21 protein-coding genes are annotated in these 22,174 nt (G+C 64.0%); 6 read left to right on the top strand and 15 right to left on the bottom strand.

What is annotated here, in order from left to right; all coding sequences use genetic code 11:
* Window positions 1-1,747 (top strand): NADP-dependent malic enzyme (locus AC1DSJ_RS25255; RefSeq protein ID WP_476760408.1); only part of this gene is annotated, 1,747 nt, incomplete at its 5' end.
* 119 nt (window positions 1,748-1,866) lie between these two features.
* On the opposite strand, the gene AC1DSJ_RS25250 is transcribed toward AC1DSJ_RS25255, so the two are convergent.
* Window positions 1,867-2,847 (bottom strand): LysR family transcriptional regulator, encoded by a 981-nt coding sequence (locus AC1DSJ_RS25250; protein WP_175170089.1) that lies wholly within the window; start codon window positions 2,845-2,847, stop codon window positions 1,867-1,869.
* A gap of 174 nt (window positions 2,848-3,021) precedes the next feature.
* On the opposite strand from AC1DSJ_RS25250, the gene AC1DSJ_RS25245 reads away from it, so the two are divergent.
* Both AC1DSJ_RS25245 and AC1DSJ_RS25240 read left to right on the top strand, forming a co-directional pair.
* On the top strand, window positions 3,022-4,341 hold the full coding sequence (locus AC1DSJ_RS25245) for an MFS transporter (RefSeq protein WP_175170088.1): 1,320 nt from the start codon (window positions 3,022-3,024) through the stop codon (window positions 4,339-4,341).
* A gap of 33 nt (window positions 4,342-4,374) precedes the next feature.
* Window positions 4,375-5,673: an ArgE/DapE family deacylase gene (locus AC1DSJ_RS25240; RefSeq protein WP_054422661.1), complete on the top strand. Its 1,299-nt coding sequence runs from the start codon at window positions 4,375-4,377 to the stop codon at window positions 5,671-5,673.
* 100 nt (window positions 5,674-5,773) lie between these two features.
* Here AC1DSJ_RS25240 and AC1DSJ_RS25235 read toward each other — a convergent pair whose 3' ends face one another.
* Together AC1DSJ_RS25235 and AC1DSJ_RS25230 are read right to left on the bottom strand one after the other, a co-directional pair.
* Entirely contained in the window at window positions 5,774-6,154 is a 381-nt protein-coding gene (locus tag AC1DSJ_RS25235) for a hypothetical protein (protein ID WP_054422660.1), read from the bottom strand.
* A 171-nt stretch (window positions 6,155-6,325) separates the two neighbouring features.
* Window positions 6,326-6,682: a DUF4148 domain-containing protein gene (locus AC1DSJ_RS25230; protein ID WP_054422659.1), complete on the bottom strand. Its 357-nt coding sequence runs from the start codon at window positions 6,680-6,682 to the stop codon at window positions 6,326-6,328.
* Window positions 6,683-6,902: 220 nt separating this feature from the next.
* Here AC1DSJ_RS25230 and AC1DSJ_RS25225 point away from each other — a divergent pair, with 220 nt between their 5' ends.
* A complete protein-coding gene (locus AC1DSJ_RS25225) occupies window positions 6,903-7,721 on the top strand; it encodes a class I SAM-dependent methyltransferase (protein WP_441372369.1) in 819 nt (272 codons plus the stop codon).
* 91 nt (window positions 7,722-7,812) lie between these two features.
* Here the strand turns inward: AC1DSJ_RS25225 and AC1DSJ_RS25220 are convergent, their stop codons facing one another.
* Complete coding sequence (locus AC1DSJ_RS25220) at window positions 7,813-8,028, bottom strand: SlyX family protein (protein WP_054422657.1); 216 nt, start codon at window positions 8,026-8,028, stop codon at window positions 7,813-7,815.
* 168 nt (window positions 8,029-8,196) lie between these two features.
* Between AC1DSJ_RS25220 and AC1DSJ_RS25215 the strand changes: the two genes are divergently transcribed.
* Complete coding sequence (locus AC1DSJ_RS25215; protein ID WP_441372368.1) at window positions 8,197-10,254, top strand: TonB-dependent receptor domain-containing protein; 2,058 nt, start codon at window positions 8,197-8,199, stop codon at window positions 10,252-10,254.
* Window positions 10,255-10,342: 88 nt separating this feature from the next.
* Here AC1DSJ_RS25215 and AC1DSJ_RS25210 read toward each other — a convergent pair whose 3' ends face one another.
* Window positions 10,343-10,972, bottom strand: coding sequence for a nitrogen fixation protein NifQ (locus tag AC1DSJ_RS25210; RefSeq protein WP_342067165.1), 630 nt, complete (start codon window positions 10,970-10,972; stop codon window positions 10,343-10,345).
* A gap of 181 nt (window positions 10,973-11,153) precedes the next feature.
* On the opposite strand from AC1DSJ_RS25210, the gene AC1DSJ_RS25205 reads away from it, so the two are divergent.
* Window positions 11,154-13,667: an ankyrin repeat domain-containing protein gene (locus AC1DSJ_RS25205; RefSeq protein ID WP_441372367.1), complete on the top strand. Its 2,514-nt coding sequence runs from the start codon at window positions 11,154-11,156 to the stop codon at window positions 13,665-13,667.
* Window positions 13,668-13,878: 211 nt separating this feature from the next.
* Here the strand turns inward: AC1DSJ_RS25205 and cyoD are convergent, their stop codons facing one another.
* The 10 genes from cyoD to AC1DSJ_RS25155 all read right to left on the bottom strand — a co-directional run bounded on the left by cyoD (window position 13,879) and on the right by AC1DSJ_RS25155 (window position 22,132).
* The gene (cyoD, locus tag AC1DSJ_RS25200; protein ID WP_054422653.1) at window positions 13,879-14,229 is read right to left on the bottom strand and encodes a cytochrome o ubiquinol oxidase subunit IV; all 351 of its coding nucleotides are present in this window, start codon (window positions 14,227-14,229) and stop codon (window positions 13,879-13,881) included.
* 35 nt (window positions 14,230-14,264) lie between these two features.
* Entirely contained in the window at window positions 14,265-14,843 is a 579-nt protein-coding gene (gene cyoC / locus AC1DSJ_RS25195) for a cytochrome o ubiquinol oxidase subunit III (RefSeq protein ID WP_476760407.1), read from the bottom strand.
* A gap of 3 nt (window positions 14,844-14,846) precedes the next feature.
* A complete protein-coding gene (gene cyoB / locus AC1DSJ_RS25190) occupies window positions 14,847-16,823 on the bottom strand; it encodes a cytochrome o ubiquinol oxidase subunit I (protein ID WP_054422652.1) in 1,977 nt (658 codons plus the stop codon).
* 2 nt (window positions 16,824-16,825) lie between these two features.
* A complete protein-coding gene (gene cyoA, locus AC1DSJ_RS25185; RefSeq protein WP_054422651.1) occupies window positions 16,826-17,734 on the bottom strand; it encodes a ubiquinol oxidase subunit II in 909 nt (302 codons plus the stop codon).
* 258 nt (window positions 17,735-17,992) lie between these two features.
* Window positions 17,993-18,544, bottom strand: coding sequence for a response regulator transcription factor (locus tag AC1DSJ_RS25180; RefSeq protein ID WP_006221322.1), 552 nt, complete (start codon window positions 18,542-18,544; stop codon window positions 17,993-17,995).
* Between the two features lie 5 nt (window positions 18,545-18,549).
* Entirely contained in the window at window positions 18,550-19,752 is a 1,203-nt protein-coding gene (locus AC1DSJ_RS25175; RefSeq protein WP_054422650.1) for a HAMP domain-containing histidine kinase, read from the bottom strand.
* A 215-nt stretch (window positions 19,753-19,967) separates the two neighbouring features.
* Window positions 19,968-20,246, bottom strand: a complete 279-nt coding sequence (locus tag AC1DSJ_RS25170) for a DUF4148 domain-containing protein (protein ID WP_441372366.1) — start codon at window positions 20,244-20,246, stop codon at window positions 19,968-19,970.
* A gap of 224 nt (window positions 20,247-20,470) precedes the next feature.
* The gene (locus AC1DSJ_RS25165; RefSeq protein WP_441372365.1) at window positions 20,471-20,965 is read right to left on the bottom strand and encodes a copper chaperone PCu(A)C; all 495 of its coding nucleotides are present in this window, start codon (window positions 20,963-20,965) and stop codon (window positions 20,471-20,473) included.
* 50 nt (window positions 20,966-21,015) lie between these two features.
* Window positions 21,016-21,684, bottom strand: coding sequence for an SCO family protein (locus tag AC1DSJ_RS25160; protein WP_441372364.1), 669 nt, complete (start codon window positions 21,682-21,684; stop codon window positions 21,016-21,018).
* Between the two features lie 61 nt (window positions 21,685-21,745).
* Complete coding sequence (locus tag AC1DSJ_RS25155; RefSeq protein WP_441372363.1) at window positions 21,746-22,132, bottom strand: DUF2946 family protein; 387 nt, start codon at window positions 22,130-22,132, stop codon at window positions 21,746-21,748.
* Window positions 22,133-22,174 lie beyond the last annotated feature (42 nt).

Here is a 22,174-nt window from a genome sequence, read left to right as displayed (position 1 = left end):
CATCAAGAAGGTCAAGGTTGTGACCTCGGGCGCGGGCGCCGCTGCCTTGGCTTGCCTGGACCTGATGGTGGACCTGGGTCTGCCGCTGGAAAACATCTGGGTGACGGACATCGAAGGCGTGGTCTATGAAGGCCGCACCGTGCTGATGGACCCGGACAAAGCGCGCTTTGCGCAGAAAACCGACGCCCGCAAGCTGGCCGAAGTGATCCAGGACGCCGACGTGTTCCTGGGCCTGTCGGCAGGCGGCGTGCTGAAACCCGAGATGGTTGCCGCCATGGGCACGCGCCCGCTGATTCTGGCGCTGGCCAACCCCACGCCGGAAATCCTGCCGGAAGTGGCGCACGGCGTGCGCGACGACGTGGTCATGGCCACGGGCCGTTCGGACTACCCGAACCAGGTCAACAACGTGCTGTGCTTCCCGTACATTTTCCGTGGCGCGCTGGACGTGGGCGCCACCACCATCACGCGTGAAATGGAAATGGCGGCGGTGTACGCCATTGCGCAACTGGCCGAAGAGGAACAGAACGAAGTCGTGGCGGCCGCTTACGGCACCTATGACATCTCGTTCGGCCCCGAATACCTGATCCCCAAGCCGTTCGACCCGCGCCTGATCGTGCGCATCGCCCCGGCCGTGGCCAAGGCCGCCATGGACGGTGGTGTCGCCACGCGCCCGCTGGCCGACTTGGAAGCCTACGCAGAGCAGTTGCAGCAGTTCGTGTACCACTCGGGCGCGTTCATGAAGCCGCTGTTCTCGGCTGCCAAGCGCATCGTGCGCGGTGGCGGCAAGTCGCGCATCGTGTTTACCGAAGGCGAAGACGAACGCGTGCTGCGTGCGGTGCAAGTGATTGTGGACGAAGGCCTGGCCCGTCCCATCCTGGTCGGCCGCCCCGCGGTGTTGCTGTCGCGCATCGAGAAATTCGGCCTGCGCCTGCGCCTGGGTGAAGACGTCGAAGTCACCAACCCGGAATACGACGAACGCTTCCATCAATACTGGACGACGTACTGGGAACTGATGTGCCGTCGTGGCATCACCAAGGAAATGGCGCGCGTGGAAATGCGCCGCCGTCTGACCTTGATTGGCGCGATGATGGTGCACCTGGGCGACGCCGACGGCATGGTCTGCGGCACGGTGGGCGCGTATCACGACCACCTGCGTTTCGTGGACGAAGTGATCGGCCGCCGCCCGGGCCACAACGTGTACGCCGCCATGAACATCCTGCTGCTCAACGAGCGCACGGTGGTGCTGGTGGACACGCACGTGAACGACGAGCCCACGGCTGAGCAGATCGCTGAATTCACCGTGATGGCCGCGCACGAAATGGCCCGCATGAATCTGGCGCCGAAGGTGGCGTTGCTGTCGCGGTCGAACTTCGGTTCGGGCAGCTCGGCCTCGGGCGCCAAGATGCGCCGTGCGCTGGAACTGGTGCGCGAAGCGGCACCCGAAATCGAGATCGACGGCGAAATGCACGGCGACTGCGCGCTGGACGAAGCGCTGCGCATGCGCATCCTGCCGTCGTCCACGCTGAAGGGCGAAGCGAATCTGCTGGTGTGCCCGAACGTGGACTCCGGCAACATTGCCTACAACCTGCTCAAGACGGCAGCCGGCGGCAACGTGGCGGTGGGCCCGTTCCTGTTGGGCGCGAATGCGCCGGTGCACATTTTGACGTCGAGCTCGACGGTGCGCCGCATCATCAACATGACGGCCATGACCGTGCTGGACGCCAACCGGGTGGACACGGCCGTCTAAGACCCAGGCACGCGGCGCGCAACGCGCCCGCCAGGCATCAACGCCCCGACAAGCCGCACACGTGTGCCGCTTGCCGGGGCGTTTCTTCATGCGCGCGCCGATGCGGCGGGCGCAAGCGTTCAGGGCAGGTGGGGCAACAGCCGCTGGGGCAGCGAATAGTTGTCGATATGGTCGCGGAACGCGGTAATGAACAGGTCCTCGGCCGCGCTGCGGTGCGCATCCCCGTGCCAAAGCAGATGCAGGTCGGCGGCGCACACGCCTTCGCCGGGCGGCAAACGCCATAGGCGGCCTTCCGCCAGATCGGCCTGCACGCTGTGTTCGGGCAGGCAGCCGATGCCGAAGCCCGCCACCAGCAGGCGCTTCACCTCGTCATGCTGTGAGGACGTGGCGATGATGCTGCCCGAAAACCCGCGCTGATCGCGAAAGATGGTCAAGGGCGACAGGCTGTCGCCCAAGGCGTCGCTGGCGAACGAGACAAAATTCTCGTTCAGCAGATCTTCCATGCGGATGTCCGTGCGCCCGAACAGCGGATGGTGCTTGCCGCAGAACATGGCGTAGCGCTGTTGCAGGAATAGCTTGTGTTCCAGCCGCTTTGGAATCTGCCGGCATAGCGCGATGCCGGCCGTCGCGCCCCGCTGTTGCAGCACGTTCGCGATCTCGCTGCTGGGCAGCACGTCCAGCTGGACTTCAATGCGCGGGTGCGCGCGATGAAAGCGTACCCAGAACTCGTCATACACCGCCGAATGGATGCGGCTGGCCACCAGCAGATGGATTCGGCCCACCGTTTCTTCTTCCGCCTGCGCCACGTCGCTGACCAGCTGCGACACGTTTCCATGGATGGCCAAGGCGGCTTGGCGCACCTCTTCTCCGGCCGGGGTGATGGCGAATTTGGAGTGATGCCGCTCGATCAGCCTGCGGTCCAGCTGTTGTTCAAGCCGGCGCAACGCCTGGCTGACCGCCGACTGGGTCAGGTGCAGCTTGATAGCAGCGCCGCTAATGCTGCGCTCTTGAGCGATCACCAGAAACGTCCGCAGAAGATTCCAGTCCAGGCGGTCGCCCACGCGTGCAATCGTCGTTGGGGCAATCAATGGTTCCTTCATAACACCTTGATCGATAAAGAATTGGTGGGCAGCGGGCGGCCGGCAAGGGCAGCGTCGGCCATCATAGCGCAACATTAATTTAATTTAAGTCGATGATAAGAAATCAGAAATTGACCACCCCCACGGGCGCGGGCGATAAAGCCGCCATCAAATCCAAAAATCCAAGGAGAAAACATGTCGGCCCCCGCCCGCTCATCCGCCACCAGGCAGCCCGTGCGCGCCGCTGCCGCGGCATTCATCGGCACCACCATCGAGTGGTACGACTTCTACATTTACGCCACGGCCGCCGCGCTGGTGTTCGGCAAGGTGTTCTTTCCCACCGCCGATCCGTTTGTCAGCACGATGGCGTCCTTTGGCACGTTCGCGGCGGGCTTTCTTGCGCGGCCATTGGGCGGCCTGGTGTTCGGCCATCTGGGCGACCGTGTCGGACGCAAGAATGCGCTGATGGCCACGTTGATCATCATGGGCGTGGCCACCGTGGGTATCGGCCTGTTGCCCAGCTATGCGCAGGCCGGCATGCTCGCGCCCGCGCTGTTGTTGTTGCTGCGTCTGGCGCAAGGCCTGGCCGTGGGCGGCGAATGGGGCGGCGCAGTGCTGATGGCGGGCGAACACGCATCACAGCGTCGGCGCACCTTCGCCGCGTCTTTCGCACAGTTGGGCAGCCCGGCGGGTTTGATTCTGTCGCTGGTGGCGTTTCGTCTGATCACGACCTTGGACGAAGCCGACTTTCTGGCCTGGGGCTGGCGTATCCCGTTCCTGGTCAGCGCTGTGCTGCTGGGGGTGGGCTATTTCATCCGCGTCGGGGTCAGCGAATCGCCTGACTTCGCCAAGGTGCTGGCGCAGCAGGAAACGTCCGAAGTCCCGGCACGTGAAGTTTTGCGCACCGCCTGGCGCACGGTGTTGCTGTGCATGGGCGTGTGCACCGTGGCGATCGGCGGCATCTACTTCACCAACACATTCATGCTGGCCTACACCACGCAGACGCTGGGCCTGGACCGCGCGATGATCCTGGACTGCCTGTTCGCCGTGGCCATCATCCAGCTGATCGTGCAACCGCTGGCCGCCTGGTTCGCTGAATCGCTGGGCACGTCGCGTGTGTTGATGATCGCGGCGGCGTGCTCGGTAGTGGCGCCGTATCCGATGTTCGTGTTGGTCAGCCACGCCACGCCGCTCAGCATCGTTGCCGGCATCGCGATCGTGCTGGTGTTCATGGCGACCATCTATTCGGCCATGGCCGGCTTCATCAGCGCGGCCTTCGAGACCCACGTCCGCTACTCGGGAATTTCGCTGTCGTATCAGCTGTGCGGCGCTGTCGCGGGCGGCTTCACGCCGTTGATCGGCACCTGGCTGTCGCATCAGTATCCCGGCCAATGGCTGCCGCTGGCGCTGTTCTATTCCGCGCTGTCGGCCATCACGCTCGTTTCGATATGGGGCCTGGCCAACCACAAGCCGCGCCACGCTACTACCCCTCGCGCCGTGACGCCCGCCGCCTGAGGCCGCGCCCGACGTTCACTTCAAGGAGACATCATGGATACCGCTCACACCCCCGCCGCACTGACGGCCGAACAGACGCGCCGCATTTTGCAGGCGGTGGATGACCGCTTCGATGCGCAGTTGGCCTTCACGCAGGATCTGGTGCGCTTTCCCTCGCTGCGCGAGCAGGAGCACACCGCGCAGGACTTCTTGTACGAGGCGATGCGCCAGCGCGGCTTTGCGATGGACCGCTGGAAGATCGACGTCAAGGACATCGAGTCCCATCCGGGCTTTGGTCCCGTCACGGTCTCATACGAGAACGCATTCAACGTGGTCGGCACCTACCGGCCTGACGTGCAGACCGGGCGGTCGCTGATCTTGAACGGGCATGTGGACGTGGTGCCCACGGGGCCGCAGGACATGTGGAGCCGTTCACCCTGGGACCCGGCCATCATCGACGGCTGGATGTATGGCCGCGGCGCCGCCGACATGAAGGCCGGCCTGGCCGCCAATCTGTTCGCCTACGACGCCCTGCGCGCGGCGGGCTACGCACCGGCAGCGCCGATCTATTTCCAATCGGTGGTCGAAGAGGAATGCACGGGTAACGGCGCGCTGGCTGCGCTGTTGCGCGGTTACAAGGCCGATGCGGTCATCATTCCCGAACCCGAAGAAAACATGCTGGTGCGCGCCAACGTGGGCGTGTTGTGGTTCAAGGTCCGCGTGCAAGGCCACCCCACGCACACACGCGAAATGGCCAACGGTTTCAACGCCATCGACGCCGCCTACGCCACTATCGAAGCGCTGCGCAAGCTGGAAACCAAGTGGAACGGGCAGCACCACTGCCACCGCCATTTTGAACACCTGGACCACCCCATCAACTTCAACATCGGCAAGATCGAAGGCGGCGACTGGCCCTCCACCGTGCCGCCGTGGTGCGAATTCGATGTGCGCGCCGCCATCTACCCCGGCACGACGGCGGACGAAGCGCGCGCCGAGATCGACGCCTGCCTGCGAGACGCCGTATCCGACCCCCGCCTGGGCGGAACGCCACCCACCGTCACATACACGGGCTTCTACGCCGAAGGCTACGTGCTGGAAGAAGGCTCCGACGCAGAAAACACGCTACGCGAGTGCCACCGCCAGGCGTTTCAAAGCGAACTGCAAAGCTTCACCACGCCAGGCTATCTGGACGCCCGCGTCTTCGTCATCTATGGCGATATGCCCACCTTGGTTTACGGCCCCAAGTCACTGGACATCCACGGCTTTGACGAACGCGTGCATCTTGAATCGGTACGCCTCATCACGAAGACCATCGCGCTGTTCATCGCGCAATGGTGCGGCGTGCAGGGTTGAGGTAAGCGGGGACACTTCGTGTGGCCCTTTCGCGTTGCAGCAATAAAAATGGCCCCGCTGGGGGCCATTTTCTTGGCGAACGATTCGCGTCAACACCTTATCAAGTGCTGCTGGCCTTCCAGGTGCCGTCGGGCATTTTGCAGAACCAGAATTGCCATTTTTCCGTGGTGCTGGTGCGCGCGAAATCCGCCACCAGGAAGCGGCACGTGCGGTTGTCCTTGACCGTCGACGTTTGCGTCGGCGTGAGCTGCACGGTGATCGGCGCGGCCCGCTTGGGCTGAGTCTTGCTGGCCCATTCGGTGCGCTGGCCGTCGGCCGAGCTGTTCAACGCTTGCGCGATAGCTTCGTGGAACGAGGTCCGGTCGCCCTTGGGAATCTGAGTGATGAGCGAGTTGTTCAGCATCACCGGCGGCGCGGCGACCGCCGCTGCCGACATACCGCCTGCGACGAGCAGTGCGGCAAGAACGTGGGTATATCTCAAGATAGGCTCCCTTCTTATTGACCAGATTGTTATGCGTGCAATGGAGCCGATAGTACGCCAAGCCATGCGCCACGTAAAAAAAAGGCCGCCAGATTGCCGGCGGCCAAGGTACAACAAGGGGAGGGTAAATCGCGGTAATCGTGAGGCCGGGGCGCGTGGCCCCGGGGCAGATCAGTTGCTGTGATAGACGCCAGCGAAGGGCATGTCGTTCGGTTCAACGTTGGACACTTGGCCTGCGGCCTTGGCGGCGGCGAGTTCAGCCTGCACATCGGCGCGGGTCTTGCCCGATTGGGGGGCGCCGTAAACGCCTTGGAAGGGCACGTTGTTCGGTTCGACGTTGGTGACCAGGCCAGCGGCCTTGGCGGCAGCCAGTTCGGCTTGCACCTGGGCGCGGGTCGGGCCTTCGTACTGGGTGCCGTAAACGCCTTGGAACGGCACGTTGTTGGGTTCGATGTTTTGCGATGCGTAGGCGCCAGCGCTTAGGGCGGCCAAGGACAACATCAGTGCGGTAGCGAGGGTCTTCTTCATGGTAAATCTCCGATTTCAAGAGCCTGGGGGCGAATCCGGCGGCCTATCCGTCGTGGTTCGTTGCTGTTTCCCGATGACTGAATTCTGCGCCGAGTCAGGCTAGGGATAAACCCGGATATCGGTAAAAGATATTTCCATCAATGGAAAGATACTGTTCGATTTATTCGATAGTCTCCATTCATGGAATCGATAGCGTGCCCTCTGTCTCCTGGAAACTGGCATGGAAAAGGTCCATCTGACACGTGAAAAAGCCACGCTGCTGATCACGCTGTTTGCCAAGGCAGAAGAAAGCCGCCTGCCCGATTCCCTATTGCAAGACCGCTACGCGGCCGACGCCGTCGCCCGGATCGACCACGACTTTTCCGCGTTGCGCATGCGCCGCGACGAGATGATTGGCTTGGCGATGCGGGCGTATTCGCTGGACGGCTGGGTGCGCGAGTTCATCGCCGCCCACAGCGGCGCCACGGTGCTGCATCTGGGATGCGGGCTGGACAGCCGGGTGTTTCGGGTGGACCCTCCAGCAGACGTCAACTGGTTCGATGTGGACTACCCCGACGTCATCGCCCTGCGGCGTGCGCTGTACCCGTCGCGCCCCGGTTACGCGCTGATTGGTTCGCCACTGTCGGATCTGGGCTGGCTCGCGCAGATTCCCACCGACAAGCCGGCGCTTGTGGTGGCCGAAGGCCTGTTCCTGTACTTACAAGAGGAAGAGGTGCTGCAACTGATGCGTGTGGTGACCACGCAATTCCCCACCGGCGAGATCGCGTTCGACGCCTATAACCGGCTGGGCTTGGCGCTGGCGCGGCGCAACCGCATGTTCCGGGCGACGGGCGCCGTGATGCGCTGGAGCCTGGAAAATCCGCAGAACCTGGAGGCCCAGGTGCCGGGCATGCGCCTGCGCACCGAGCAGGGGATGGAAGAAGCCAGCGATAGCAGGCAGCTGGCCAGGCTGAGCTGGCGTGGGCGCATGGGGTTGTGGTTGATGCGCCGGGTATTGCCGCTGCGCCGCTTGGGGCGGTTGCTGCGGTACCGTTACTAGCGTGGCGTCAGGCGTGCAGGGGCAGCAGCGTGACGTCGGCGTTGGAACGTCAGCGTTTGAACGTCAGCGTCAGAACGTCAGCGTCAGAACGTCAATAATGCGGCGGCAGTTCGTCGCGCAGGCTGCGAAAAGGCGCTGCGCCTTCCGGGGCCTGCTGGCGCAGGTCTGCCACTTCGCGCTGTAGCCGGTCGATTTGCTGTTGCTGCCGCACGATGATCTGATTCAGCTGTTCCAGCAGGTCGTCCGAGAAGCTGGACTTGACCTCCAGTTCGAGCAGGCGGCGTTCGATGTCTTGCATGGGTTCCATGGCGGCTATTAGAACCTATTCCCGCCCGGGATTTCCAATGGGGCGGGCCAGACTTTTTGAGCACAGGAGAAGGATTTGACGGAGCGGGCGGATCGGCGCGCGGCATTGCGGCCGCGGAAGGTGCATCAAGGGCTGCGATGGCTCGCGCGCGGGTCGCTGGCGGTGGGGATGGTTAACGGCGCCTGGGCGCAAGAGGCCGAGTCCACGCTGTCCCCGGTAGTCGTTACCGGTACGCGCATGGATACATCGGTGCTGGATACGCCCGCCTCGGTGGATGTGGTCTACGGCGTGGCGATGCGTCGCGGGCAGCCTCAGATCAATCTGTCGGAAGGGTTGGCCGGCGTGCCGGGGTTGCAGATCCAGAACCGGCAGAACTACGCGCAGGACTTGCAGATATCCAGCCGGGGATTCGGCGCGCGCTCGACCTTTGGCGTGCGCGGGGTGCGGCTGTAYGTSGACGGCATYCCCGCSACGATGCCGGACGGGCAGGGGCAGACCTCCAATATCGACATCGGCTCCATCGACCGCGTTGAAGTGTTGCGCGGCCCGTTTTCCGCGCTGTATGGCAATTCCTCGGGTGGCGTCATTCAGGTCTATACGGAAGACGGCGCGGCGCCGCCATCGCTTGCGGCCAGCGCGTGGGCGGGCAGTTTCGGCACGTGGCGCTACGGCGCGAAAGCCAGCGGCGTCACCGCGACGGGCGCAGGGGAACTGGATTACGTGGTGGACCTGACACGCTTTACGACAGACGGCTATCGCGACCACAGCGCCGCCCGCAAGAACCTGGCCAATGCCAAGCTGGGCCTGCAACTGGACGACGCCAGCCGCCTGACCATCGTCGCCAACAGCGTGGACCTGAAGGCGCAGGACCCCTTGGGCCTGACGTATCAGCAGTTTCAGGACGACCCGCGGGCCGCGCCCCTGGCCCAGCAATACGACACCCGTAAAACGGTGCGGCAGACGCAGGGCGGCGTGGTCTACGAACGGCAGGTGGATGGCCGCAACACCTTGCGCGTGATGGCGTATTACGGCCAGCGCGACACCACGCAGTACCAATCGATTCCCCCGGCCGCGCAATTGGCGCCCACGCAGGCGGGCGGCGTCATTGATCTGGCGCGCCAATACGGCGGCGCGGACGTGCGCTGGACGTCGGAACTGGACATGGCGGGCCGGCCGCTGACGCTCATTGGCGGCTTCTCTTACGATTCCCTGCGGGAAGACCGCAAGGGCTATCAGAATTTCACCGGCACAGGCGCCAATCAACAGCTGGGCGTGCAGGGCGCGTTGCGGCGCGACGAGACCAACACCGTCTACAGCGCCGATCCGTATGTGCAGGCCTCATGGAAGGTGTCGCCGCGCTGGACCTTGGATGCCGGGCTGCGTTACAGCACCGTGCGCTTCGATTCGAACGATCATTACATCGTGCCCGGCAACGGCGATGACAGCGGCGATGCCCGCTATCGCAAAGCCTTGCCCGTGGCCGCCGTGCGCTATGCGGTCAGTTCCGATGTGAGTGTTTATGCCTCGTATGGCCGGGGCTTTGAAACCCCGACACTTAACGAGATCTCGTACCGGCCTGGCGGCCAGCCTGGCTTGAACTTCGGCTTGTCGCCCGCGCTCAGCACCAATCTGGAGGCTGGCGTCAAAGCGAGGTTGGCCGGTGGGCTGGCGACGGCAGCGGTGTTCCACACCCGTACCGACGACGAAATCGTGTCGGCGGGCAGCTCGGGCGGGCGCACCAGTTACCAGAACGCAGGGCGCACCCGGCGCGACGGCGTGGAGCTTGGGTGGACGGGGGAATTCGCGCCGCATTGGCGCACGCAGTTTGCCTATACGTGGCTGAACGCGCGCTACGCCGACGATAGCGGGGCAGACATCCGCGCCGGCAACAAGATTCCCGGCATTGCGCGCCAAGCCGTGTTCGCGTCGTTGGCCTGGGCGCCGCCCGAAGGCTGGCAGGCGTCGGTGGAAGGGCGCGCGCTTAGCAAGATCTATGTGAACGATGCCAATGATCAGGACGCGCCCGGCTACTTCGTGGCGGCGGTGAGCGCGGGATACGTGAAGCGGCTGGGGCCGTGGGAGCTCAACGCCTATGCGCGTGTGGATAACCTGTTCGACAAACGCTACGCGGGTTCGGTGATCGTCAATGAAAGCAATGGACGCTATTACGAACCGGCCGCCGGGCGCAGCGCCGGGATCGGCGTGGGCGCGACCTACCGGTTCTAGTTGCGCGGTGGGCGTGGGCGCGACCTACCGGTTCTAGCTATGGGGCGGGGGCGTGAGCGCCCCGTACTGGTTCTACCTTCGGGCCAGCTCAGTCCGGCGTGTCCGTGTAGCAGACGTCGTAGTCTTCGCAGTTGGGGCAGCCGGGCGCGGCCGATGGCGGCAAGCCCGCATGTTCGCAGGCGGAATAGGCCAGGAATTTCTTCCAGCGCAGGTTGCGCACGTTGCGCACGACCAGCCCGGGGTAGTGGCGCGCCAGCAAAAACGTGACGTCTTCGCGGCCAGACAAACCCAGGTCGCGCCACAGATGATCGGGCCGCAGGCAGGCATGCACCAGCACGCCCGTGACCCACGGCGTGGTTTCCGGTTCTGGCGCGCGATAGGCATCCAGCAGCACCCGCAACAGCAAGGTAAAGCCAGGTTTCGGATCGCCCCGGCCATACGTGACATAGCCAGCGTATTGGTCGGCCAGCGCGGCCAGCCGGTCTTCGCCCGAGGCCAGCGCGCCGGGGAACAGGTGGCCTAGCAGCTCGGTCAGCTCTTGCGGGCACAGGCCGCTGCGCGATAAATCCTGATGCGCCAAGCTCGTGCCGATGACGGTGGCGAAGAATCCCGCATCGGGGTGGCCGGGCGGTGCGTGATGCAGCAGGGCGCGCGCAAACCGTTGGGCCGGCTTGACAAGGTCAGCCTGGGCGGGGGATGGGGTCAGCACGGCGTCCATGGGGGTAGCGGCAGTCGCGAAATGGTTAAGCTGTTAATGAAGTCGTTATGTTTCGAAATATATAACGGAACACAGACCATTCTGGCGATATTGTGGACAAAATTGACTCAGGACATACCCGGGGATATTTGGCGCGAGGGGTATCATCAGCGTCCCCGATTCCCTGGTATTCCCGCCCCGCATGCAGCGCTTTCATCCCACAATTTCCCGTTTGTTCGGCGCCGTTCTGGTCGCGCTGGCTGGCATGGCGGCCACGCCGCAACCCGCCGTGGCGTCCGATATCGGCGCCGTGATCGAGTCCGTTCGGTTGTCGCGCTACCCGCTGCGCGAGCCGGAACGCCGTGCCTGGGGTACCGAGAACGTCAAGGACGCCGTCGTGGTCGGGCAGATGGAAAACCGGTTGTACCTGTACCGGTATACGCGCGGCGCGGGCAAGGAATTCAGCCTGGATTTCCGTTCGCAGCCGCTTGCGATCGACCCGGCCAAGTGGAGTGCTTCGCGGGAAGAACGCGTGGTGGTCCGCACCCCGCGCAACGCCGAAACGGTTTACTGGGTGGGCTATTCCTATAGCGGTTCCGACGACACGCAGGCCGATGGCTTCCTGGTGGATGCCCAAGGCGTTGCCGCCTCGGTCCATGCCGATGCGGCGTTGGCCGTCGTGACCGCTGATCGGCCCTGGGACGAGGCCAGGAAGGCGCAGGCGCTTGTCACCTTGCGCGCGGCCCTGACCGATTACCCCGTGCGCATGAGGGCGTTTCCTGCCGAAGTCCGTTTCGAATATCAGACGCCCGTCGACATAACCGCCACGTTCCGCACGCTGCATCAAGTTGCGCGCGCCATCCCGCGCGCGAAGACGGCCGAGTTCAATCGCGCGCTGGCAGACTTGCGACGCTTCGTCATGGAGCAGGACTACCGCGAGATCGATCCCACCGGCAAGGATGCCGACCTGCTCACAGCGTTGAACGACTATGGTTTCTGGCTGGCCGAATCGGGCGACACGGCGCAAGCCGACCGCATCTTGACCGAGGTGCTGCGCCGTGACCCGTCGCGCACGGCGGCGTACCTGAACCGTGCCGACGCACGCTGGAAGCATGGCGAAAAGACGCGTGACAAGCGTGACTATTTTCAAGCCCTGGCTCGCGAAGACTACCGCCTGTACTGCTCGCGCCGCCTGACGGCCAAGGAACCCATTCCCGCCAACATCGCGACCCGCATCGGCGTTGCCTTGAACGAAGCGGCGCTTACCGCCGACGTCTGCCGGCCGCGGCTTGCGATCTTCAAGGCGATCCAGGCCGACGACCTGAACGCCGTGCGCGCCGAACTCTCAAGCGGGCAAGATCCGAACGGCGTGAACGAGAACGGCACGTCGGCGCTGGCGGTGGCCGTATCGCGCAAGCAGCTGGATACGGTGCAGCTGTTGTTGGCGGCGGGCGCGCGCGCCGACGGCGCGAACAACGGCTATGTGCTCTTGGCCAGCGCGCTGCCCGATGGCCGCGACACGCGTCCCGCCGCAGAACGCTATGCGCTGGCCGATGCCTTGATCGCAGCGGGCGCGCCGATGGACGTGCTGGATTCCAGCGGCACGCCGCTGCTGATACGGCGCATTTCGTACTACAGCGAAGACAAGGACGCGCTGAACTATCTGCTGGCCAAGGGCGCCAACCCGAACGTGCGCGAAAAGAATGGGCGAACTGCGCTGCATGCGGCCATGCAAAGCCCCAAGACCCTGTGGTTTGCCGACGCGCTGCTGGCCAAGGGCGCCGACATCAACGCCGCCTACATCCGCATGTACTACGGCAACCAGGGCATGTGGGAAACGCCGTTGCTGGAAGCGTTGCGCGGGGCTATCAACGGCGAGTTCACGCCGACGGTCGTGTATCCCATACCGGAACGGGTCACTTACGCGCTGGCCCATGGCGCGGACCCGGCGGTGGGCGGTTACAGCGCCAGCAAGACGCCGGAACGCAATGGCCTGAACGAAGCGCTGACGCTAGCCGCGCGCATGATGCAGCCGGCGCTGGTGGACCAGTTGGCGCAAGCTGCCCGATCGCCACAAGCGCCGTTGACGCCCGAATCGCTGTCCAGCCTGCTGGCGGTGTGGAATCAGCTGGAGATCCGTTCAACCATCAAGCAGAACAGCGCCGAATGGGATGGCCAGCGCGCTAAGCTCCGCGCCACGGCGGATCGGCTCTTGGCCGCCGGTGTGCCGCTGACCCGCGCCAATGATGCAACGGGCATCGCCAACAACATGATCGCGCCGCTCAGCCTGCCGTGGCTGCCTGACGATCTTTACCAGCAGTGGCTGGAGCAGGGCGCTGACGCCTCGGACCGCACGGACCCCAGCGTGCGGATCGATGGCGTGGTGGACGCCGACGCCTTGCCGCTGGTGACCATGTTGCGGCTGGGCAAGGAAGCCAAGGCCAAGCTGCTGCTGGAGCACGATGCGGGGCTGTACCGCACGCCGTGGCGTTGCGGCATGGCGGTGGCCGACATGCTGGCCTGGCAGTTGAGCGACAGCGGCCCCATCAGCCCGATGGGCGCGCGGGCGATTCGGCAGGTCATGGAAGGGGCGCAGGGCGCGGCCAGTTGCGATTTGAATCAGGCGTCGCGCGTGCAGCCTTTCGTGGGGGTGACTGCCCGCGAGCTGGCCGCGCGCGCCAATGTGACGCTCAATGTAAAGACGCCAGCGCAGTAGACGCGCTAGCCCCGGGGGCTACGCCGGGCGACCCCAGGACCAATCCAGGATCAATCCCGGATCAACCCCGGATCAACCCCGGATAAATCCCGGATAAATCCCGGATAAATCCCGGACCACCCCCGGACCAATCCCCAAAACAAAACAGGCGCCCGAAGGCGCCTGTTTTTTTGCATTGACGCGTGCAAACCGCGTCAACGGCAAACCGTCATTACATGGCGTGGCCCATGTTGACGTTCATGTTGTACAGCACCCATGCCGAACCGCCGACGATGATGGCGATGATCAGCACGGTGAAGACGAACGCGGCGAGGTTGTCGCGTGCCGACTTCGACGCGCCCATGTGCAGGAAGTACACCAGTTGCACCAGCAACTGGAGCACGCACAGGGCAACGACGCCGACGATGGTGATGGTGTGCGACAGCGCACCGTGCATCACCAGGCCGAACGAGCCGAAGGTGAGCAACAGCGAGAGCACGAAACCGATGATGTAGGACTTCAGGCTGCCGTGGTCGGCGGCGTGATCGTCGTGGCCGTGTGCGGCCGCAGCGGAGTGCGACATCAGATGGCTCCCATGAGATAGACGAAGGTGAAGACTCAGATCCAGACGATGTCCAGGAAGTGCCAGAACAGGCTCAGGCACGCCAGACGACGCTTGTTGATCGAGTCCAGGCCATGGCGGCGGATCATGTCCAGCAGCACGATGATCCAGATCAGGCCGAAGGTGACGTGCAGGCCGTGCGTGCCGATCAGCGTGAAGAACGCCGACAGGTACGCACTGCGGCCGGGGCCGGCGCCTTCAGTGATCAGGTGATGGAATTCCCAGACTTCCATCGCGATAAAGCCCGCGCCGAACAGGAACGTCACCATCAACCAGCCCATTGCGCGGGACTTGTTGTTGGCGTGCACGTTCAGGTTGGCCATGCCGAAGGTGAAGCTGGAGAACAACAGCAACAGCGTTTCGACCAGCACGAACTTCAGATCGAACAGTTCCTTGCCCGTGGGGCCGCCCGCGGTGGCGTTGGACAACACCGCGAACGTGGCGAACAGCACCGAAAAGATCAGCAAATCGCTCATCAGATAGACCCAGAAACCGAAAACGGTTTTGGACCCATCGTCGTGATGCGCGTGATCGTCGTGACCCGCGTGGGGGTGAGTGGCTACGGCTTGAATCATGGCTCAGGCGGCCTTCTGCATTTTGTCAAAGTGAGCGTTTTCGATGCGTTCGACTTCCGCGGCCGGGACCCAGTAATCGACGTCGCGGTCGTAGGCACGGGCGATGAACGCACCGATCATGCCGACGAAACCGGCGGCGGCGAGCCACCAGATGTGCCAGATCAGCGCGAAGCACATCACCAGGCCGAACAAACCGATGTAGACGCCAGCGCCGGTATTACGCGGCATGTGGATGTCTTCGTACTTGGCCGGGCGCTTGTAGGCCTTGCCGCTTTGCTTGTCTTCCCAGAACTGGTCCAGCTCATCAACGTGAGGAACGTGGGCGAAGTTGTAGAAAGGAGCCGGCGACGAAATCGACCATTCCAGGGTACGGCCATCCCAGGGATCGCCCGTGACGTCCTGGTTTTGCTTGCGTTGGCGAACCGACACAAACACTTGCTGCAGCAGGAACCAGATGCCCAGCATGATCAGCGCGGCGCCAGCCAGCGCAACCAGCAGGTACGGCTGCCATTCGGGGTTGTCGTAGTGGTTCAGGCGACGCGTCATGCCCTTGAAGCCCAGGATGTACAGGGGCATGAAGGCCATGAAGAAACCAACGAACCAGCAGTAGAACGAGTAGCGGCCCAGGCGCTCATTCAGCGTGAAGCCGAATGCCTTGGGGAACCAGTACGTCATACCGGCGATACAACCGAACACCACGCCACCGATGATGGTGTTGTGGAAGTGGGCGATCAGGAACAAGCTGTTGTGCAGCACGAAGGACACGCCGGGGATGGCCAGCATCACGCCGGTCATGCCGCCGATGACGAAGACGATCATGAAGCCCAGCGTCCACAGCACCGGCGTCGTGATGCGCAGGCGGCCGCGGTAGATGGTGAACAGCCAGTTGAAAATCTTCGCGCCCGTCGGGATCGAGATAATCATCGTTGCAATGCCGAAGAAGGCATTGACGTTGGCCCCCGCACCCATCGTGAAGAAGTGGTGCAGCCAGACCAGGAACGACAGCACGCCAATGGCGGCCGTGGCGTAAACCATGGACTTGTAGCCGAACAGCGTCTTGCGGGCAAAGGTGGCAACCACTTCCGAATACACGCCAAACGCCGGCAGCACCAGGATGTAGACCTCGGGGTGACCCCAGATCCAGATCAGGTTCACGTACATCATGACGTTGCCGCCCATGTCGTTCGTGAAGAAGTGCGTGCCCAGGTAGCGGTCCATCGTCAAGAGCGCAAGGGTTGCGGCCAGGACGGGGAAGGCGGCGACGATCAGCACGTTGGTGACCAGCGAGGTCCACGTGAAAATCGGCATCTTCATCAGGCTCATGCCCGGTGCGCGCATGCGCAGGATGGTCACGATGAAGTTGATACCGCTAAGTGTTGTGCCCAACCCTGATATCTGGAGCGCCCAGATGTAGTAGTCCACCCCGACGCTTGGGCTGTAGTCCAGCCCAGACAACGGCGGATAGGCGAGCCAGCCGGTCGCGGCGAATTCGCCCACGAACAGCGAGATCATCATCAGCGCGACGCCAGCACCGAACAGCCAGAAGCTCAGCGAGTTCAGGAACGGGTAGGCCACGTCGCGGGCGCCGATTTGCAGCGGCACCACGATGTTCATCAGCCCGGTAATGAAGGGCATCGCCATGAAGAAAATCATGATGACGCCGTGGGCGGTGAAGATCTGGTCGTAGTGATGGGGTGGCAAGAAGCCGGCGGAGTCGGCGGATGCCACCGCCAACTGGGTACGCATCATGATGGCGTCGGCAAAGCCGCGCAGCAGCATGATCAGCGCGACGATGATGTACATCACGCCGATGCGCTTGTGGTCGACGGAGGTCAGCCATTCCGTCCACAGGTACTTCCACTTGCCGAAGTAAGTGATGGCGCCGAAGACCGCTAGGCCTCCCAGGCACACGGCGGCCAGCGTAACCATGACGATAGGTTCATGGTACGGAATGGCCTCGAGGGTGAGTTTCCCGAGCATTGTTAGTTAATTCCTGCGATCAGATTGTTCGACGTGGACGTGCACGTGGCGGAGTCCACACCGGCCATCTTGGACATGGTGCTGCCCAAGACGAAATCAAACATGGCGGGAGGCGCCGAGGAGTACTTGACGACCGGGTTGCGCTCGCTGCGCTTGGTCAGTTCCGCATACACCTCGGGGGTCAGCGCCGTGGGCGAAGCCTTGGCTTCCTTGACCCAGTTGTCGAACCCTTCTTGCGGCATCGCGATGGCCTTGAAGCGCATGCCGGAGAAACCGGCGCCGCTGTAGTTGGCCGAGATGCCGGCATAGGTGCCAGCTTCGCGCGCATTCAGGTGCAACTTCGTTTCCATGCCGGCCATCGAGTAGATCTGGCTACCCAGCTGGGGGATGAAGAACGAATTCATGACCGATGCCGACGTGATCCGGAAATTGACCGGAACGTCCACGGGGAACGCAATCTCGTTCACTGTGGCGATGTCGTACTCGGGGTAGATGAACAGCCACTTCCAATCCAGCGACACCACCTCGATGGTGACGGGCTTGTGTTCGGAAACGAGCGGCTTGTAGGGGTCCAGCGCGTGCGTGGAGCGCCAGGTGATCACGGCGAGAATCGCCACGATGATACAAGGAACGGTCCAAACTACGACTTCAATCGCCGTGGAGTGGGCCCACTTGGGCTGGTAGTCAGCTTTGGTATTGGATGCGCGATATTTCCACGCAAACGCCACGATCATGAACAGTACTGGAATCACAACGATGAGCATCAGCCCCGTCGCCGTGAACAGCAAAGTCTTTTCCTGGGCGCCAATGTCTCCCTTGGGAGAGAGAATTTCCATGTTGCAGCCGCCAAGCAGCATGACCGCGCCGACGCCAAAAATGCGCGTTAGGGTCGCAAGGAGGGGGTGTTTCACGTACAGCCTTGGATGGATGGTTGGAAATGCTGCGTAGCAGCAGACTGGAATGCTGCTAGGCAGCAACGTCCATCCTATCGGCTTGATATCCGTCAAGCATGCGACACATGGTCGCATTGCCTGGGAGGAATCTGCCCCCATCGGGGCAGATACAGGGTTTTCCTAGGGGAGCAACTGCCCCGGGAGGGGTGCAGGGGGTGCGACGATATGTCGCACCTGCACATGGGGTGTTGTAAAGATGTGTCGCACCCGCACAAATCAGTCGACGAGCACTTCGCGTTCCGGCCCTGGTTTTTTTGCCAGCTTGCGCTGCAATGACCGCCGGTGCATGCCCAGAAGACGCGCCGCCGCGGAAACATTACCGCCGGTTTCGTGCAGCGCCTGATGAATGTGCTCCCATTCTAGGCGGTGCAACGGCGTCATGGTCGTTTCGATCGTAACGGATTCTGGCTTCACCAACCCCAGCGTGCGCAGGATCATCGGCGCGGTGGCGGGCTTGGGCAGGTAGTCGTCCGCGCCGCGCTTGATGGCTTCCACGGCGGTGGCCACGCTGGCGTAACCGGTGACCAGCAGGATGCGCATGTCGGCACGCAGCGCGCGCAAGGGGCGGATGAGCGTCAGGCCGGAGTCTTCGCCCAGGCGCAAATCCACCAGCGCGAAGGCCGGCCGGATTTCCTCGGCCACGCGCAGCGCTTCGGCGATGCCCGTGGCGGTTCGGGTTTCCAGACCGCGACGCGACAGGCTGCGCTGCAAGGTGCGCACATACAGTTCGTCGTCGTCGATCAAGAGGCCAAGGTCGGTAGGGTTCATCACAATCAAATTCCGGGGTTGCCCAGGGGCAGGTAAAAGCGGATGCGGGTGCCTCCCCCAGCAGCGGCGGTCATGGTCATTTCGCCGCCCAGTTGTTCCACGGTGGCGTGCGACAGCGCCAGGCCCACGCCCAGCCCTCCCGGCTTGCCACTGTTGAACAGGCTGGTTGCGGGCAGCAGGGTCTGGTCGGGGTCGAAGCCCCGTCCGTAATCCCGCACTTCGCCGCGCAAGGCTCCATAGCCATATTCCAGATGCAGGTCCACGCGGGGGGCCTCGGCGGCTTCGCCCGCGTCGGCCGCGTTGTTCAGCAAGGCCTGCAACAAGTGGGCGATGGCCGGGTCCACCCGCAAGCTGGTGGGCAGCGTGCCCGAGCGTTGCAGGTCGATCGTCGGCCGGATCAGCCGCCATTGACCCACCACGCGAACCAGATCCACGGCAGTTGGGACCGCCAGATTGCGGATGCGTTCCCGGCACAACGCCAGGAGTTGGCTCAAGGTGGCCACGTCTTCGCGCACGTCTTCGTCCTTGACCTCGGCGGCGATTTCGTCGGTCAGCAGGGTCATGGTCGCAAGCGGCGTGTTCAATTCGTGCGCCATCGCGGCGGCGTGGGTCGCCAGGGCGACGATGCCTTCGTTACGCGTGAAGCGTTCGCGCAGGCGGGCAAGTTCGCGCTCGCGGGCGCGCAGGTCGGCGGCCAGCCGGGTCGAAAACACCAGCACCACCACGACCGAAATCAGGAAATTCGCGCCCAGGCCCCAGAGCAGCAGGGAATGCGTGTCCACATCCCCGCGCAGGGGCTGGCCGAAGATGGCCGCCGCCGCATAGCCCGAAATGCCGGCCACCGCCGCCGCGAACGCCCAGTTGCGCGGCAAGGCCAGCGCCGCCAGCGCGGTCAGGATCAGGAACATCATGCCGAACGGGTTGCTGATGCCGCCGCTCCATCCGATCATCCAGGACAGCGCCGCCATGTCGACCAGCAAATGCCCGAAGGCCGTAATGTGGGACAAGTCGCGGGGGTGGCGCAGCCGCAGGCTGGCGTAGGCGTTGAAACCGATCAGCACACCCACGCCGATCCACAGGGGCTCAAGCGGCAGGTCCAGCCCCAGCACGCTGCTGGCCAGCAAGATGGTGGCGGCCTGGCCCGCGATGGCGAGCCAGCGCAGGCTGCATAAGGTACGCAGGAATGAAAAAGCGGAACTACCGGGCATATCCAGACACGTAGGTGCCGGCGGCCCGCCGGCGGGTCAAGCGCCCGGCGGCGCGGAACGCAGGCGTCCGGCGCGCGGCCAAAGGGGCCGGCTGCCGCCGGGCCCGAGTGGGGCGCCGACGGTGGACGTGCAGGCATTGTATGGTGATTCAGCGCAGCACGCTGGCATCGGGGCGGATATGTGCGTCCCCAATATTCGCTGAAGATGGCGGCCCGTCAATGAATGTCAGACATGCCGCTGTGGGCCATGGCCGGGGGCGGGTAGTCTTCCTGGCCGAATGTGTATTGACCATTGGCTTTCGCCTGCGCCAATTCAGCGGCCACCTGGTCCGAGCTCTTGGCGGTGGGGGCGGCGTAGGTGACGCGCCAGTCGCCATACAGATCGCGCTTGTACTGGGTGGACGGGGCGGGGGATTGAACTGCGGATTGCGCCTGGGCGGCGCCCGCGACGGCCAAGCCGGCGCATAGCAACACGGTGGTGGTGAAGGTCTTCATGAAACGCTCCTGGCAAACATAGCCTGCGGCCAATCTGGCCGCGCCGTCGTCCGAGATGTGGCCAGCGGACGATTTCCTGAATGCGGAACTGCCTGACCGGGGCGTGAAAACGGCGCACGTCCGGCCTTTTCAATTCGACCGGGCGTGCGCCGTGGTGTTGCAGGAAAACCGGCTTCAGGCGCCGAAAGGTATTTCAGGCTTGAAGCACAGATGTCATTGCGCTGTCAGTGGCCGTGCTGCGCGGGGGCGGCGCCTGCCTTGGCGTTCAGCGCGCGGGCTTCCGCTTGGACCGGCACCCGGTGTTGCTGCTGCTTGGCATCTTCGACGATCAGCGTCAGCGGGACGTGATCGCCCGGGGTGATCTGCTTGGCCAGATCGATCAGCATCACGTGATAGCCGCCCGGCTTCAATTCCACCGCCTGGCCGGCGGGCAGGTCGATGGCCGGCACCTGGCGCATCTTCATGACGTCGTCCTGCATCGCCATTTCATGCACTTCCACGTGCTTGGCGGCGTCGGATTCCACGCCGACCAGTCGGCCGGCCGTGGGCGAGGTCAGGCGCATGAAGACGCCGGTTGCGTGCTGATTCGGCACGGTGGCGCGCACCCAGACGTCTTCCACTTTCAGGGCGGCGTCTTGCGCCAGCGAGGCGGGCGCAAAGCCGGACAAGGCGCACAGGGTGAAGGCGGCGGCGAAAGATTTGAGCGAGAGGTGTTTCATGAAAGTCTCCTATCTATATATAGAGGTCGTGTGGCGGGAAGCCGCTGGCGTCAAAGCACGGTGCGCAGGTCTTCCACGCATTGTTCGGTGCTTTGCTGGTGGCGCAGCGCCAGGCGCAACTTGCCCTGGGCGTCGATGATGTAGGTGAGCGCGGTGTGGTCCATGGTGTAGGACGAGCCGGTGGCAACCTTCTGGTAGAACACCTTGAACGATTGCGCGGCGGCGCGCGTTTGCTCGGCGGTGCCGCGCAGGCCCACGAACCCGGGGTCGAACGCCTGCGTGTAGGCGCGCAGGATCTCGGCGGTGTCGCGCTCGGGGTCGACGGTGATGAACAGCACGCGCAGCTTGTCGGCATCGGCGCCCAGCTGCGCTTTGATCTCAAGCGCGCGGGTCAGCGCGGTCGGGCAGATGTCGGGGCATTGGGTGAAGCCGAAGAACAGCATGATGGGGTGGCCGCGATAGTCAGCCAAGGTCCGCGGCTGGCCGCTGGTGTCTTGCAGCTGGAAATCGCCGGTGGGCATGCCGGACAGGTCCATGCCATGCAGCTTGGGGGCCTCGGGGCCGCAGCCGGTCAGGGCCAGCGGGGCCAGCAAGGCCACCGAAGACAGCAGCAGGCGGCGGCGCAGATCGGGCGCATCGGAGGACGCGCGGGAAGACGCGCGGGAATAAGCGCAAGAAGACGTCGCGCTGGTGTGCGCGAACAGGGTGGGGTAACGCATGAAAACCTCTTGGGTCGACGTGTCGGCAAGGCGCGCGGCAGGGCCGCGCCATCAGGCGGAGTCAGACCAGCGAGGGTGGGGCGCGAGACCCCAGGGGCGGCCCTTGGGCGGCCAGGGCGGGCAAGGCCCGGTAAACAGGCGGGGGCGGTGCAGACCGGCTGACGGGCAGCAGGATGGGGGTGAGGCCGGCAAGCGGCGCGGGGGAAACATGCGCAAGCAGCCCGAAGGGGCATTGAGCTCCGGTTTCGGCGGCGTCATGCGCAGACTTGCCGTCTGGCGGGTTGCCCAGCGCCAGGCTCAGCGTGGACAGGTCGCCCGCAGCCGAGCAGAACGTGACTTCGAGCCGGCCGTCATGCAGCGCGCGGGCGTCGGGCATGTAGCCCGTTGGCACCAGGGCGCGCAAGGTCAAGGCCAGAAGCGCCAGCCACAGCACGCCGTGGGCGCGCACGGCGCTCCGAAGACGGAGGAGGCGGGTCAAGTCAGGCATGGC

Source organism: Achromobacter sp. 01N37 (assembly GCF_056399725.1).
Note: the sequence above shows the minus strand (reverse complement) of the source record. Positions and strands in the feature narration are given on the sequence as shown.

Coding starts and splice junctions, on each gene's coding strand:
- AC1DSJ_RS25250 (WP_175170089.1), bottom strand. CDS start 2,847: ATGAAGGAACCATTGATTGCCCCAACGACGATTGCACGCGTGGGCGAC.
- AC1DSJ_RS25245 (WP_175170088.1), top strand. CDS start 3,022: ATGTCGGCCCCCGCCCGCTCATCCGCCACCAGGCAGCCCGTGCGCGCC.
- AC1DSJ_RS25240 (WP_054422661.1), top strand. CDS start 4,375: ATGGATACCGCTCACACCCCCGCCGCACTGACGGCCGAACAGACGCGC.
- AC1DSJ_RS25230 (WP_054422659.1), bottom strand. CDS start 6,682: ATGAAGAAGACCCTCGCTACCGCACTGATGTTGTCCTTGGCCGCCCTA.
- AC1DSJ_RS25225 (WP_441372369.1), top strand. CDS start 6,903: ATGGAAAAGGTCCATCTGACACGTGAAAAAGCCACGCTGCTGATCACG.
- AC1DSJ_RS25220 (WP_054422657.1), bottom strand. CDS start 8,028: ATGGAACCCATGCAAGACATCGAACGCCGCCTGCTCGAACTGGAGGTC.
- AC1DSJ_RS25210 (WP_342067165.1), bottom strand. CDS start 10,972: ATGGACGCCGTGCTGACCCCATCCCCCGCCCAGGCTGACCTTGTCAAG.
- AC1DSJ_RS25205 (WP_441372367.1), top strand. CDS start 11,154: ATGCAGCGCTTTCATCCCACAATTTCCCGTTTGTTCGGCGCCGTTCTG.
- cyoD (WP_054422653.1), bottom strand. CDS start 14,229: ATGTCGCACTCCGCTGCGGCCGCACACGGCCACGACGATCACGCCGCC.
- cyoC (WP_476760407.1), bottom strand. CDS start 14,843: ATGATTCAAGCCGTAGCCACTCACCCCCACGCGGGTCACGACGATCAC.
- cyoB (WP_054422652.1), bottom strand. CDS start 16,823: ATGCTCGGGAAACTCACCCTCGAGGCCATTCCGTACCATGAACCTATC.
- AC1DSJ_RS25180 (WP_006221322.1), bottom strand. CDS start 18,544: ATGAACCCTACCGACCTTGGCCTCTTGATCGACGACGACGAACTGTAT.
- AC1DSJ_RS25175 (WP_054422650.1), bottom strand. CDS start 19,752: ATGCCCGGTAGTTCCGCTTTTTCATTCCTGCGTACCTTATGCAGCCTG.
- AC1DSJ_RS25170 (WP_441372366.1), bottom strand. CDS start 20,246: ATGAAGACCTTCACCACCACCGTGTTGCTATGCGCCGGCTTGGCCGTC.
- AC1DSJ_RS25165 (WP_441372365.1), bottom strand. CDS start 20,965: ATGAAACACCTCTCGCTCAAATCTTTCGCCGCCGCCTTCACCCTGTGC.
- AC1DSJ_RS25160 (WP_441372364.1), bottom strand. CDS start 21,684: ATGCGTTACCCCACCCTGTTCGCGCACACCAGCGCGACGTCTTCTTGC.